Genomic DNA, 13,523 nt, shown 5'->3' on the forward strand with positions numbered 1-13,523 from the left:
ATAAAAAACCGTCTCAAAATTTAAGTATTGAGACGGCTTCTTTTATTGGGAATTGAACCAATAATGCAATCAATGTATATATTTGTATTACAACCAGTAATACATGAAACTCATTAAAGGTATATTAGCGGTAGCTTTGGCAGGCATTTTATGTTCTGCTATGGCGGTTTCTGGGCCACAGGTCAGGTTTTACGCCGGCAACGGGTTTATACCGGTAACAGATACAACTGCTGCTGATTGGGCTGAAATCGATTTTGAGGCTTCGGGTATCATTAATAAAATGGCATATGCCACGGCTGATAACTTTATGAAGCAGCAGATTTATCCCTGCGCACGTTGTTTCCTTCGCCCTGAAGTAGCTGAAGCGCTTTTAAAAGCGAATGAAATAGCCAAAGACAAAGATGTAAAGCTTGTTATATACGACTGCTACCGCCCTTATGGCTACCAGAAGAAAATGTATGAAATTGTAAACAACCCGCGCTATGTGGCGCCACCCGGAAAAGGTTCTAACCACAACCGTGGTGCGGCTGTAGATGTTACGCTGGCTGATGCGGAAGGAAACCTGCTGGACATGGGCAACCCTTTTGATGATTTCTCAGAACTTTCTGAATATGATAATGACAGCATTCCGCGTGAAGCTTTCAAAAACCGGAAGATGCTCCGAAAAATTATGGCCAAAGCCGGTTTCAGGCCTTATAACGGCGAATGGTGGCACTTTGATTATAAACAGAAAAAATATCCTACCGCAGGGTTTCAGTGGGATTGCCCATAGCCATTTTTTACTCCAGACGGGCTGGTTTTTGGTTACTAAAGTATTTAACATTTTATTTAGACTAAATGGCCGGGCCTGGTTATGCCGCTGCACTGTACAAAGGAACCGGTTGCCTCTTTAGGCATTGACGGATTTTGCGTTTTTTAATTCTGCTTCTGAAATAAAAATTCCTTATTTTTAGCCTCCAAATAAGCACAATGGCAAATACAATAATAAATATAGAAGGAATTACGCGCGATTTTCCACTTGGAAGCGAAATAGTAAAGGTACTAAAAGGAATCAACCTTGCTATAAATAAAGGTGAATACGTGGCACTGATGGGGCCTTCAGGTTCGGGTAAGTCAACCCTTATGAACATCCTGGGCTGCCTTGATACCCCTACATCAGGCAGCTACATCCTTAACGGCAAAGATGTAAGCAAAATGCCGGATGACGAATTAGCGGAAATTCGTAATAAAGAAATAGGCTTTGTATTCCAGACATTTAACCTTCTCCCCCGCACCACCGCACTTGATAATGTGGCACTGCCAATGGTATATGCCGGTTATAAAAAACCCGAACGCAACGCCCGTGCTACCGAAGTACTCACACAAGTAGGGCTTTCCGACCGTATGGATCATAAGCCCAACCAGCTTTCAGGCGGGCAACGCCAAAGAGTTGCCGTGGCCAGGGCACTCGTAAACCGACCGTCTATAATCCTGGCCGATGAACCCACCGGTAACCTTGACAGCAAAACCTCTATAGAAATCATGAAACTTTTTAATGAAATTCATGCCAACGGCAATACAGTAATACTCGTGACACATGAAGAAGATATAGCCGCCTACGCACACAGGGTTATACGACTCAGGGATGGCATAATTGAAAGTGATACTATTAATCCTAATCCACATAGATAGAATTTTAGATTTTAGATTTCAGACTGCTCTCATTTCACGGGGGCAAGAGTGAGACCTAATCTAAAATCTGAACTTTAAAATCTGAAATAATGAAAGTATATACTAAAACAGGAGATAAAGGTACCACTGCCTTGTTTGGCGGCACCAGGGTACCCAAGCACCACATACGCATTGAAAGTTATGGTACTGTGGATGAACTTAATTCGCATATTGGATTGATCCGGGACCAGGAAATGAACCCTATGTACAAAAAAATACTTGAGCGGATACAGGACAGGCTGTTTACTGTAGGTGCCATATTGGCAACACCACCGGAAAAAGAGTTCCTGAAGAACGGGAAAGAGCGGCTGAACATACCTAAAATTTCTGCATCTGACATAGAACTGCTTGAAAATGAAATAGACCGCATGGAAGAAGCGCTTCCCCCGATGACACATTTTGTACTTCCGGGAGGCCACAGCACCGTGTCATATTGTCACATAGCACGCTGTGTCTGCCGGCGCGCAGAGCGCCTTGTGGTACATTTGCATGAGCTTGAGCCTACTGATTCCATGGTTTTAACCTATATGAACCGCCTTTCTGACTATCTTTTTGTACTGGCACGAAAGTTGTCCTTTGACCTTGGGGCTGACGAGGTAAAATGGATACCGGAGAAGTACTAGTATTCAGTGGTCAGTTTACAGTAAGCCAAGTCATTTAACACATAGGCAACTGCCCGCTGGACACGGATGACTGAACACTGAAAAGACGTTCTTAACTTTTTCAATAAAAATAAAACGAATTTTACTTGACATTTTCAGTAGAAAATTTATTTTTGCATAAACTTAAATCGTTTAGAAGATGTATTGGACATTAGAATTAGCATCCTATCTAAGTGATGCGCCATGGCCGGCGACTAAAGATGAGCTTATAGATTATGCCATCAGGACGGGCGCGCCCCTTGAGGTAGTAGAAAACCTTCAGTCAATTGAAGATGAAGGTGAGATATACGAATCAATGGAAGAAATATGGCCGGATTATCCAACAGACGAAGACTATCTTTGGAACGAGGATGAATATTAGGAAAAAATAAGATTTCAATGAAAAAGTCTCTTCGGGAGGCTTTTTTTTTGGTTAAATTTGTACGTGTTATAAACTATACAAGTAATTACATAAATAATGAGTTTGATAAACAGCATTTTGAAAGCCTTCGTGGGAGACAAATCCCAAAAGGATGTAAAAGCGATACAACCGCTTATCAATAAGATAAAATCTTTTGAAAGCAGCCTTGCAGCGCTTACACATGATGAACTGAGGGCTAAGACATTGTATTTCAAAGAGCGTATCCGTGAGGCACGTGCCGATAAGGATGCTAAGATAGCCTCGTACCTGCAGGAAGTAGAAAAAACTGAGGATATTGACGCCAGGGAAGATATCTACGCTTCCATAGATGCTCTTGAAAAAGAAGCTTATGAAATATCAGAAAAAGTATTAATGGACATACTGCCTGAAGCATTTGCCGTGGTTAAGGAAACTGCACGCCGCTTTAAGGAAAACACTGCAATAACAGTTGCCGCCACTCCGCTTGACAGGGAGCTTTCAGCAACAAAATCATACATAACCATTGATGGTGACAATGCCATATGGGCTAACTCATGGAACGCCGCAGGTAAGGAAATTACCTGGGACATGATACATTATGATGTGCAGCTTATTGGCGGCGTAGTACTCCACCAGGGCAAAATTGCCGAAATGCAGACGGGTGAAGGTAAAACCCTTGTGGCTACATTGCCCCTATACCTCAACGCCCTAACCGGGAATGGTGTGCACCTCGTTACAGTTAATGATTACCTTGCTAAAAGGGATAGCACATGGAAAGCGCCTTTATTTGAATTCCATGGGCTTACCGTTGACTGTATTGATAACCACCAGCCCAATTCGGCAGGAAGGAGAAAAGCGTATGCCGCCGACATCACTTATGGCACTAACAATGAGTTTGGTTTTGATTACCTAAGGGATAATATGGCCCATTCGTCCGACGACCTTGTACAGCGCAGGCATAATTTTGCTATTGTAGATGAGGTAGACTCAGTATTGATTGACGATGCCCGTACGCCCCTAATTATATCCGGGCCGGTACCTGAAGGCGACCGCCATGAATTTAATGAGCTGAAACCAAAGGTTGATAACCTTGTAAACCTGCAGAGGACGTTGCTGAACGGCGTATTGGCAGAAGCCAAAAAGCTAATCCGCGAGGGTAACACAAAAGACGGGGGATTCCTGCTGCTGAGGGTACACCGGGGCCTTCCCAAAAACAAGGCGCTCATTAAATTCCTGAGCGAAGAAGGCGTTAAGCAGCTACTGCAGAAAACAGAAAACCAGTACATGGCTGACAATAACCGTGATATGCATAAGGTAGATGAGGCACTGTACTTTGTGATTGAAGAAAAGAACAACCAGGTGGAACTTACTGATAACGGTATCAAATTCCTGTCACAGGATACAGATAAGGATTTCTTCATCCTTCCGGATATTGGTACTGAAATAGCCAATATTGAAAGGCAAAACCTTTCTAAGGATGAGGAAGCAGAGCGCAAGGAAGAGCTTTTCAGGGATTTTTCTGTGAAGAGCGAGCGTATCCATACCCTTACACAGCTGCTGAAGGCCTATACCCTTTTTGAGAGGGATATCGAGTATGTAATCATGGATAACAAAATCATGATTGTTGATGAGCAGACAGGCCGTATCATGGAGGGAAGGCGGTACTCGGACGGGCTCCACCAGGCTATTGAGGCTAAGGAAAATGTAAAAATTGAGGCGGCAACACAAACATTCGCCACCATAACCCTGCAAAACTACTTCAGGATGTACAGCAAGCTTGCCGGTATGACCGGTACTGCGGTAACCGAAGCAGGCGAATTTTGGGAAATTTATAAACTTGACGTGGTAGAGATTCCTACCAACCGCCCTGTTTCCCGCAAGGATCTGGACGATAAAATCTACAGGAGTACACGCGAAAAATTTAATGCGGTTATTGAAGACGTAAGCCAGCTTGCGGCTGCCGGAAGGCCGGTGCTAATAGGAACCACATCAGTAGAGATATCCGAACTTTTGAGCCGTATGCTTAAAATGAGGAATGTACAGCACAACGTACTAAACGCCAAGCTCCACAAAAAAGAGGCTGAAATTGTAGCCGAAGCCGGCAAGCCGGGGGTGGTAACCATTGCTACTAACATGGCAGGCCGTGGTACCGACATTAAGCTTACGCCTGAAGTTAAAGCCGCGGGCGGACTTGCCATAGTGGGCACAGAGCGCCATGACTCGCGCCGCGTTGACCGCCAGCTGCGGGGCCGTGCAGGACGCCAGGGCGACCCGGGAAGCTCCCAGTTCTATGTATCACTGGAAGATAACCTGATGCGTTTGTTTGGATCGGAAAGGGTAGCTAAAATCATGGACCGCCTTGGCCTGAAGGAAGGCGAAGTAATCCAGCACTCCATGATGACCAAATCAATAGAACGCGCGCAGAAAAAGGTAGAAGAAAACAACTTTGGCGTGCGTAAGCGCCTTCTTGAATATGATGATGTCATGAACGCCCAGCGAGAGGTGGTGTATAAACGCAGGAAGCATGCACTGCACGGGGAACGCCTAAAAGTCGATATAGCGAACATGATGTATGATACGGTAGAGGTAATCACTGAAACCAATAAAGCATCAAATGATTATAAAAACTTTGAGTTTGAGCTGATCCGTTATTTTTCGATAAGCGCTCCGGTAACTGAAACAGACTTCGGGAAGCTAAATGAGAGGGAAATAAGCGGACGTGTGTATAAAGCGGTAATTGAGGCCTATCATGCCAAAAATGAACGTGATGCCAGGGAAGCATTCCCAGTGATAAAAAATGTTTATGAAAACAATAACGGACAGTATGAACGGATTGTTGTCCCGTTTACCGACGGAATTAAGACACTGAATATCGTTACAGACCTTGAGAAGGCATACCAGACCGAAGGGCGGTCGCTGGTAAGTGATTTTGAGAAGAATATTACGCTTGCCATTGTTGACGAAGCCTGGAAAAAGCACCTCCGCAAAATGGATGAACTGAAACAATCGGTACAGCTTGCGGTTCATGAGCAGAAAGACCCGTTGCTTATTTATAAGTTTGAGGCTTTCAACCTTTTCAGGAAAACATTAGACGGCATTAACCGGGAAGTACTATCATTCCTGTTTAAAGGTGACCTGCCCTCAAACAACCCTAACCATATACAGGAAGCAAGGCAGCCACAACGCAGGGAGCAGTACCGCGAAATTAAAGATGAGGTACTCAATACAGACGAAATGGCAGCCAAAGCCCAGGAAGCCGCAAGGAACGCGCAGCAGCGCCCGCAGGTAACTGAAACTATTGTGAGGGACGCACCTAAAATCAACCGCAATGACAGTGTAACAATCAAACATGTAATGAGCGGCAAAACTGAAACCATGAAGTTCAAGAAGGCGGAGAGCCTGCTGGCTACCGGTGAGTGGATAATTGTGTAACAGCGTTTTAACAGGCTTATATCCCCATCTGATACGGTTCCGTTCAGGTGGGGTATTTTTTTGCTGTACAGCGGGGATGTAATGGGGAGGGAATCAGCCCGCAGAGGTATACTGACGTTCACAGCCAGCCCCGATAGAAGCGGCATCCTCCCGCCGCCGCGCTTTATGGCGGCGGGAGATATAGCGAATAGCGGGACGAACCATGGCAAAAATGCGGTGAAACGGCTGCTCCCAAAACATATAGGCTAAAAAGCCTGCCGGGCCAGGTTAGTTTTAGTAAGAGTCAGGCAGTATCTTCCCGGGATTGAGGATGTTATTCGGGTCAAAAATAGTCTTGATGCTTTTCATAAGCTGCAGCTGTGTAGGGCCAAAAGCTATATCCATATAGTTTTTCTGCACATAGCCTATGCCGTGCTCCCCTGAAAGTGTGCCTTTTAGGGAAACGGTAAGCTCAAATATCTCACGGATACCTTTAGGCACTTCAGTTGTCCAGTTTTCGTCGCTCATATTGCCTTTAATAATGTTAACATGCAGGTTGCCGTCACCCGCATGGCCATAGCAAACCGAGTGGAAGCCATACTTTTTGCCTATGGCTTTTATGCCTTGCAGTAAGCGCGGCAGCTCATATCTCGGCACCACAGTGTCTTCTTCTTTATAAACCGAGTTCGACTTTACCGCCTCGCCTACCGCACGGCGCATTTTCCATAAGGCATTTTTCTGTTCCTCCGTATCGGCAAAAAGTATCTCATCAATGTCAAACTGCTCCAGCACGCCCATTATTTTTTCCGCTTCACTAAAAAGTACATCAGGATAGTTGCCGTCCACCTCAATAAGCAGGTGCGCCTCCACCTCATCTTTTATGGTTAGGCTCACCCCTTCAACATACTTCAGCGTCCAGTCAATAGCGTCGCGTTCCATAAATTCCAGTGCGCTGGGCACTATACCTGCCCTGAAAATTTCAGCAACCGCCTCACATGCCTGCGAAGCTTTGTAAAAAGGCACCAGCATCAATACATTATAATTGTTTTTGGGCAGCAGTTTCATCACAATTTTTGTAATGATTCCCAGCGTACCCTCGCTTCCTACCATAAGCTGGGTAAGGTTATACCCTGTAGAATTTTTTAGCGTATTGGCACCTGTCCATATCACTTCACCCGTTGGTAATACAACTTCAAGGTTAAGCACATAGTCCTTGGTCACGCCATATTTTAAAGCGCGGGCACCACCGGCGTTCTCGGCCACATTGCCCCCAATGGTGCAGCTGCCCTGGCTGCTGGGATCGGGAGGATAGAACAAGCCCTTCTCAAAAGCTGCCTCACGGAAAACCTGAGTGATTACAGCAGGCTCAACAGTAGCCTGCAGGTTTTTCTCATCAATGGCTATTTTGGTAAAACGCTCCATGCTAAGGCCGATGCCGCCATATATGCTGAGCGCACCCCCGCTAAGGCCGGTACGTCCGCCAATAGGCACAACAGGAATTTTATATTCGTTGGCCAGCCTCATTATGGCAGCCACCTCTTCTGTGTTACCCGGCTTAACCACAACAGCGGGCGGAAAGTTATAATCCTCTGTTTCATCATGGCCGTAGTGGGTACGGGTTGCCATATCGGTAAATACATATTCAGTACCGGTTATAGCGGTCAATTTAGAGACTATATGTGAGATATTATCTTGCATTCGCGACTTGTTTATGTGCCAAATTTAAAATTTTTTATCCGGTTTGTAAGAATTAACACAGGCCGCTTTAACTACTTATATTTTAATACCTTATATTTACTGTGCCAATTAACACAAATTTATTCTGTATGAAAACCCTTTACTTTGCCTCTTACATTTTCTTCATTCTGTCTTTTACCGCTTCGGCGCAGATAGTTAATATCCCTGATGCCAATTTTAAAGCTCGGCTGTTGGGCAACAATTCAGTAGCCTTAAATCCTGAGGGTAATAATTTCAACAGTACAGCCGATGCTAATGGTAACGGGGAAATTGAATTAAGTGAGGCATTGGCCGTAACAGGGTTAAGGATACATACTATTACTACAACGAGCAATGATATTACTTCCTTTGAAGGGCTTCAATACTTTACCAATTTAAAAAACTTGTGGTGTTCTGATAATCCCGTTGGCGGCACGTTAAATGTGTCTATGCTAACACAGCTTAAGTACCTTGCCTGTAACAATGCGCAACTAACAGGTGTCATACTGCCAAACCCAAATGTTATAGAAGAAATATCTCTTGCCGGGAACAACCTTACCTCGCTAAACACAGTGATTTTGCCAAATTTAAGATACCTGGACATTGCGGCCAATAATTTAACTACACTTGATATGACACCGCTTGCTGCGATTACCTATCTTGAAGCAGGCCATAACCCTATTACTTCCATAAACTTAACTTCAAACAACGAACTCATCAGGGCATATCTGGACAATACACAATTAACCCTTATTGATGCGAGCTTGGCCCCTGCTTTAAGAACCCTGCATTGTAGTAACAACCCTAACCTTACCACTATCAACGTAAAAAACAATCTTGTTTCAGGCAGCGATCCTGACATGTTGGATTTTGCCTATATTTTTGAGAATTTACCGGCTCTGACACATATATGCCTTGATAATAATGAACAATATGCCCTTGCATATACAAATTATAACTCTAGCGGTAATGTAACCGTATATACGGGTGACAATTGCGATATAATAGTAAATGTGGGTACAAACGGCATATCAGAATATACTACCGGTAACCTTCGAATATACCCTAATCCTGTTGCGTCAGCCTTACATATTGAAGATGTAAGCGGTTATCCCATTTTAGGGGCAGAAATCTATAACACACTGGGGCAGGCAGTTACAGTTGTAACCGGTAACGCGCCGCTTACACAGCTCGATGTATCCTCATTAAGTCCCGGAACTTATCTGGTTAAAATACTCTCAGACAAAGGTTCTGTAACAAAGAAAATGGTAAAGATATAGGTAAAAGCTGCCGGTTGCCAGCTTTTATTATGTAACCGGATAATTTTTTTGAATATAGTGCACAGCCACACATAGCCTTCCTGATGATACAAAACCTTTTAAACACTATTGAAAGCTGTGTAGCCCTTAATAAAGAGGATATAGCATTATGCGAAGCGTATTTTGAACCTGTATTATATCCCAAAAACAGGATTATTGAGGAAGAAGGGCAAATACCCCGGTATCTGTATTTTGTTGTTTCAGGTTTTATCAGGTTATTCAGCTATGACAAGGATGGTAATGAAGTTACCTCACATATAAATTGCCCTCCGGGTTTTATAACTTCCTACAGGCATTTTTCAGATCAGGTGCCTGCCGGTGAAAACCTGGAATGCATAAGTGAGTGCCACCTCCTGCGCATCAGTAAAAAAGACCTGGACTATATTATAAACGAAAGCCCAGCCCTGAAAGACTTCAGTATCTGGGTTTTCCAGCAGTCTATGTCATATAACGAAAACAGGGCTAAAGCACTCGCCACTTTAACTGCTGAAGACCGCTACCTCCATTTTATGAAATCACACCCTGACGTATTGCATAACGTGCCTTTGCAATATATAGCATCATTTTTAGGGATGAACCCTAAAAGCCTGAGCAGGATCAGGAAAAAAATCACAGGCCGCTGATTAAGTAACATTTGTGAAGTGCCGTTACAATTAATAAATTGAATTTTGTTTCATAATTAAACACAATAAATTATGAATACACAAAATCTGGCACTTGTTACTGGTGCAAACGGACATTTAGGTAATAACCTGGTAAGGCTGCTGTTAAAAAAAGGCATACCTGTAAGGGCATCAGTAAGGAATATTTCCAATAAAGCTCCTTTTGAGGGGCTCGACTGCGAAGTGGTGCAGGCAGATATGACCGATAAAAAATCGATGGTGAGGGCGCTGCAGGGCGTTCATACTTTTTATGCTGTGGGCGCAGTGTTTAAATTGTGGGCTAAAAATCCAAAGGAAGAAATTTATGATGTTAATGTACAGGGTACAAGATACATGATTGAAGCGGCAGCGGAAGCCGGTGTAAAAAAGATTGTATATGTAAGCTCTATAGCCGCGCTTAATTACATTAAAACACCTATTACAGAAGATAACGGCTATAACCCTGACCGCAGGGATATGTACTACAACTCAAAGAACGATGGCGAAAAACTGGCTTTTGAACTGGCAAAAAAATTAAATATTGAACTTGTTGCCGTATTGCCCTCTGCCATGATCGGCAGTACCGCTTTTGAGCCTCTGAGTACATCATACAATATAATTGACCTGATAATGAAGGGAAAAGTCCCGGTTGAAACAAACATTAACATTAACTGGATTGATGTTAAGGATGTAGCTGAAGGCTGTTACCTGGCCGCTGAAAAAGGGCGGGACGGCGAAAGGTATATTCTTGCCAATGAAAAATCCATGTCATTGAAAGACACTACTATTATTGCAAAAGAACTCTTTCCCGGGCTGAAGATAAAGCTACCTATGTCAGTTCCTAAAGCGGTGCTGTTTCTCGTGGCAGCGCTTATGGAATCTGTTAGTAAACTCTCCGGCAAGGCACCTGTGCTCACAGTTAAGGATATTGCCATGTTTTCAGGGCTGAAACAGGATTTCGATATATCAAAGGCAAGACGGGAGCTGGGGTTTAATCCCAAAGCGCCCCGGCAGGTTGTTGAAGAGGCCATGTTATACCTGGCAAAACTGCAAAAAAAGTAAAGGCAGGTAATTTAGCCTTTGGTAAAGCTTTGGGCCGGAGGAATCGTAGCAAATGTGCTTAAAAGTAGTAACTTTACCCTACCTATGGAAAATCCGAAAGCACATAAAACCGCTCTGCACGAAAAAGATGGTATTGACCGGCCTGAAAACATTAGCCCTGGCTCCATAAGCCATATCACCAGGTTAAGGAAAAAACAACCGTCAGCCGAAGAACTTATAAACGGTATACTTGCCGGGAACAAAACCGCTTTGAGCAGGGCCATCACGCTGGTAGAAAGCAACAACCCGGCACATCTTGAAAAAGCAGACAAGGTAATAAATGCCTGCCTCCCCTATGCTGACAAATCGGTACGTATAGGCATTACAGGTGTCCCCGGCGTGGGAAAAAGCACATTTATAGAGGCTTTCGGTAAATATCTTACAGGCCTCGGCAAAAAAGTGGCCGTGCTGGCTGTTGACCCAAGCAGCTCTGTTTCAAACGGCAGCATCCTTGGGGACAAAACCCGTATGGAAGAACTGGTTAAAGATGAAAATGCTTATATACGCCCTTCGGCCTCAGGTAAAACACTGGGCGGCGTGGCCCGCAAAACGCGTGAGGCCATAATATTATGCGAGGCTTGCGGGTTCGACACCATTATTATCGAAACCGTTGGTGTAGGCCAGAGCGAAACAGCCGTGCACGGCATGGCAGACTTTTTCCTCCTGCTCAAGATTGCCGGCGCCGGAGATGAGCTACAGGGCATAAAGCGCGGTATCATGGAAATGGCCGACCTGATAGTTATAAATAAAGCTGACGGAGACAATATAAAAAAAGCCCGTATGGCTAAAACCGAATTTAACAGGTCGCTGCATCTTTTCCCGCCAAAAGAATCGGGCTGGCAGCCAAAAGTTACCACATGCAGCGCTTTGACCCATGACGGCATTGAGGGAGTGTGGCAGGCCCTCGAAGAATATTTCGGGCTCACAAAAGCAAACGGGTATTTTAAGCACAAGCGCAGGGAACAAAACCAACACTGGCTCCTGGAAACAATTAATGAGCAGCTGAAGAACAACTTTTATAACAATCCTGATATAGCGGTACTGCTGGAAGAAAATAAAAAAGCGGTACAAAATAATGAATTGTCACCTTTTGCAGCCGCGCAGGAGCTGCTGAAAGTGTATCATGGCTTTTTCCAGAATAAGCTTGAGTAATTTTTTTAAATGTTTAATTTACAATCTCAACAACTTTTGTGTCCTGGGTCTCTATGTCTTTGAGGGTAATGACCAGTTTATCGGCTTCAATAGCTTTTTCATGCCGGGACCTGAGGACTTCGCACATGGACAGTGAAGAAAAATCAACTTCATTAATGCTCAATATTTCATCGCCTACTTTCATTATGCCCTGTAATGCCTCATCCCATACAATACCCACCCTAAATTTATTGTTTTCGTACGTGGCGTTAAAACGTTCTGCTTTATGGTTTACATTAAAACATGCCATGGAGTCATAAGGCAGAAAATAATATTTTTTGTTCCTGTAGTCTAAAATAAGCCTACCATATTGTAACAGGCCGAAACCTACACGGGATCTATTATCGGAGGTGGTTGTCGCAATTATATTTTCAAAAGCGGTTTGCCCAAAAGTGAGGTTCTTAATCCTGTATTGATAATAGGTAGCATGATCGGCATTTCCATTTAAGCTAAATGAAAAACTGCCTTTTGAAGTAAAAATAACATCAAATAACTGGAGACTGCCTGTTACCGGCTCCTGCAGCTGTTTCTGTTTTTCCTGAACCTCATTTACAACCTGGTCGAAGTGATGCTGTGAAAATGTAAAAAAAGAATCATCCCCGGAATCGAATATAACTGTGGCATTACTATTTAAGATCTCTGTTTCTGTTTTGATATTTATAAATGGGGTGCTTTGGGAGTCTAAAAACGACAACTCGCCGGCTACTGCCCCGGAACAATCGAGATTATTACTATCATTAGTGATGGTAATTGTCCTATTCTTGTAGTCAAATTCAATGATGGCATTGCGCAAGGAGTTGCTGCCAAGGATACCATCGGCATTAAAACATTCCATAATCGGGTTATTATCCGGAATTTTAAGGGCATAATTATTTTTAAAGTGAAGCCGTTAACGGAAAATCCCGAAATCTGTACAATATCGTACTCCGCTTCTTTGCTATTGGCATCGTGCAATTGTGCCTTGCCAATATTTTTATGTTTTATTTCTGCCAGCAGGTTTTCTTTAAATGAGGTTGGTGCGCCGGTATCTACAATAAATCTCCTGTTCTTGTTGTTTACCAGCACATTAATAATTATTTTTTTATTAAAAACCTCAAATGGCAACGTTGTGTTGTATTCCCTCTCCCTGATTTTGCCGACATTTAGCGTGAAAATGTTTTGTGCAACGGTAACGTTTATGCAAAACAACAGGAATAGCGTTAATGTTTTAACCATAGATTGTTGCGGATATATTTTTTATTTTGAGACATGGAACAAACTAAGAGCCATGGCAAGCGAAACCGGGAAAAACAAGGCGGCCTGCACACAGACACCGTGGTATGACTGTTATGAACGCGGACTTTCTCTATAGCCCTGATGGGAGCGGCATCCTCCCCGCCGCCCGCTTTCGCGG

General features: G+C 43.7%; 12 protein-coding genes. 9 read left to right on the forward strand and 3 right to left on the reverse strand.

Annotation, left to right across the window (positions count from 1 at the left end; translation table 11 throughout):
* The first annotated feature begins 103 nt into the window (after positions 1-103).
* The 5 genes from CHU92_RS04825 to secA all read left to right on the forward strand — a co-directional run bounded on the left by CHU92_RS04825 (position 104) and on the right by secA (position 6,183).
* Positions 104-772 (forward strand): M15 family metallopeptidase, encoded by a 669-nt coding sequence (locus CHU92_RS04825; protein ID WP_094413155.1) that lies wholly within the window; start codon positions 104-106, stop codon positions 770-772.
* 197 nt (positions 773-969) lie between these two features.
* Positions 970-1,671: an ABC transporter ATP-binding protein gene (locus tag CHU92_RS04830; RefSeq protein ID WP_094413157.1), complete on the forward strand. Its 702-nt coding sequence runs from the start codon at positions 970-972 to the stop codon at positions 1,669-1,671.
* Between the two features lie 89 nt (positions 1,672-1,760).
* Positions 1,761-2,333 (forward strand): cob(I)yrinic acid a,c-diamide adenosyltransferase, encoded by a 573-nt coding sequence (locus tag CHU92_RS04835; RefSeq protein WP_094413159.1) that lies wholly within the window; start codon positions 1,761-1,763, stop codon positions 2,331-2,333.
* 178 nt (positions 2,334-2,511) lie between these two features.
* Positions 2,512-2,733: a DUF2795 domain-containing protein gene (locus CHU92_RS04840; protein WP_002986941.1), complete on the forward strand. Its 222-nt coding sequence runs from the start codon at positions 2,512-2,514 to the stop codon at positions 2,731-2,733.
* A 96-nt stretch (positions 2,734-2,829) separates the two neighbouring features.
* The gene (secA, locus tag CHU92_RS04845; protein ID WP_094413161.1) at positions 2,830-6,183 is read left to right on the forward strand and encodes a preprotein translocase subunit SecA; all 3,354 of its coding nucleotides are present in this window, start codon (positions 2,830-2,832) and stop codon (positions 6,181-6,183) included.
* A gap of 273 nt (positions 6,184-6,456) precedes the next feature.
* Here the strand turns inward: secA and CHU92_RS04850 are convergent, their stop codons facing one another.
* Positions 6,457-7,860, reverse strand: a complete 1,404-nt coding sequence (locus CHU92_RS04850; protein ID WP_094413163.1) for an FAD-binding oxidoreductase — start codon at positions 7,858-7,860, stop codon at positions 6,457-6,459.
* A 128-nt stretch (positions 7,861-7,988) separates the two neighbouring features.
* Here CHU92_RS04850 and CHU92_RS04855 point away from each other — a divergent pair, with 128 nt between their 5' ends.
* From CHU92_RS04855 to meaB, 4 genes are all read left to right on the forward strand, one after another.
* A complete protein-coding gene (locus CHU92_RS04855) occupies positions 7,989-9,158 on the forward strand; it encodes a T9SS type A sorting domain-containing protein (protein WP_094413165.1) in 1,170 nt (389 codons plus the stop codon).
* An 83-nt stretch (positions 9,159-9,241) separates the two neighbouring features.
* A complete protein-coding gene (locus tag CHU92_RS04860) occupies positions 9,242-9,820 on the forward strand; it encodes a Crp/Fnr family transcriptional regulator (protein ID WP_094413167.1) in 579 nt (192 codons plus the stop codon).
* Positions 9,821-9,892: 72 nt separating this feature from the next.
* Complete coding sequence (locus tag CHU92_RS04865; RefSeq protein ID WP_094413169.1) at positions 9,893-10,900, forward strand: NAD-dependent epimerase/dehydratase family protein; 1,008 nt, start codon at positions 9,893-9,895, stop codon at positions 10,898-10,900.
* A gap of 84 nt (positions 10,901-10,984) precedes the next feature.
* On the forward strand, positions 10,985-12,091 hold the full coding sequence (meaB, locus tag CHU92_RS04870; protein ID WP_094413171.1) for a methylmalonyl Co-A mutase-associated GTPase MeaB: 1,107 nt from the start codon (positions 10,985-10,987) through the stop codon (positions 12,089-12,091).
* A gap of 13 nt (positions 12,092-12,104) precedes the next feature.
* On the opposite strand, the gene CHU92_RS04875 is transcribed toward meaB, so the two are convergent.
* Together CHU92_RS04875 and CHU92_RS15990 are read right to left on the reverse strand one after the other, a co-directional pair.
* On the reverse strand, positions 12,105-12,965 hold the full coding sequence (locus CHU92_RS04875) for a hypothetical protein (protein ID WP_129583012.1): 861 nt from the start codon (positions 12,963-12,965) through the stop codon (positions 12,105-12,107).
* 364 nt (positions 12,966-13,329) lie between these two features.
* The coding region (locus CHU92_RS15990; protein ID WP_207759806.1) for a hypothetical protein at positions 13,330-13,523 on the reverse strand (194 nt) is incomplete at its 5' end.

This window comes from Flavobacterium cyanobacteriorum (genome assembly GCF_002251835.1).
Lineage (GTDB): Bacteria > Bacteroidota > Bacteroidia > Flavobacteriales > Flavobacteriaceae > Flavobacterium > Flavobacterium cyanobacteriorum.

Excerpts from the sequence above, each read along its gene's own strand:
- meaB (WP_094413171.1), top strand. The coding sequence starts at position 10,985 with ATGGAAAATCCGAAAGCACATAAAACCGCTCTGCACGAAAAAGATGGT.
- CHU92_RS04860 (WP_094413167.1), top strand. The coding sequence starts at position 9,242 with ATGATACAAAACCTTTTAAACACTATTGAAAGCTGTGTAGCCCTTAAT.
- CHU92_RS04825 (WP_094413155.1), top strand. The coding sequence starts at position 104 with ATGAAACTCATTAAAGGTATATTAGCGGTAGCTTTGGCAGGCATTTTA.
- CHU92_RS04855 (WP_094413165.1), top strand. The coding sequence starts at position 7,989 with ATGAAAACCCTTTACTTTGCCTCTTACATTTTCTTCATTCTGTCTTTT.
- CHU92_RS04850 (WP_094413163.1), bottom strand. The coding sequence starts at position 7,860 with ATGCAAGATAATATCTCACATATAGTCTCTAAATTGACCGCTATAACC.
- CHU92_RS04835 (WP_094413159.1), top strand. The coding sequence starts at position 1,761 with ATGAAAGTATATACTAAAACAGGAGATAAAGGTACCACTGCCTTGTTT.
- CHU92_RS04865 (WP_094413169.1), top strand. The coding sequence starts at position 9,893 with ATGAATACACAAAATCTGGCACTTGTTACTGGTGCAAACGGACATTTA.
- secA (WP_094413161.1), top strand. The coding sequence starts at position 2,830 with ATGAGTTTGATAAACAGCATTTTGAAAGCCTTCGTGGGAGACAAATCC.
- CHU92_RS04840 (WP_002986941.1), top strand. The coding sequence starts at position 2,512 with ATGTATTGGACATTAGAATTAGCATCCTATCTAAGTGATGCGCCATGG.
- CHU92_RS04830 (WP_094413157.1), top strand. The coding sequence starts at position 970 with ATGGCAAATACAATAATAAATATAGAAGGAATTACGCGCGATTTTCCA.
- CHU92_RS04875 (WP_129583012.1), bottom strand. The coding sequence starts at position 12,965 with ATGGAATGTTTTAATGCCGATGGTATCCTTGGCAGCAACTCCTTGCGC.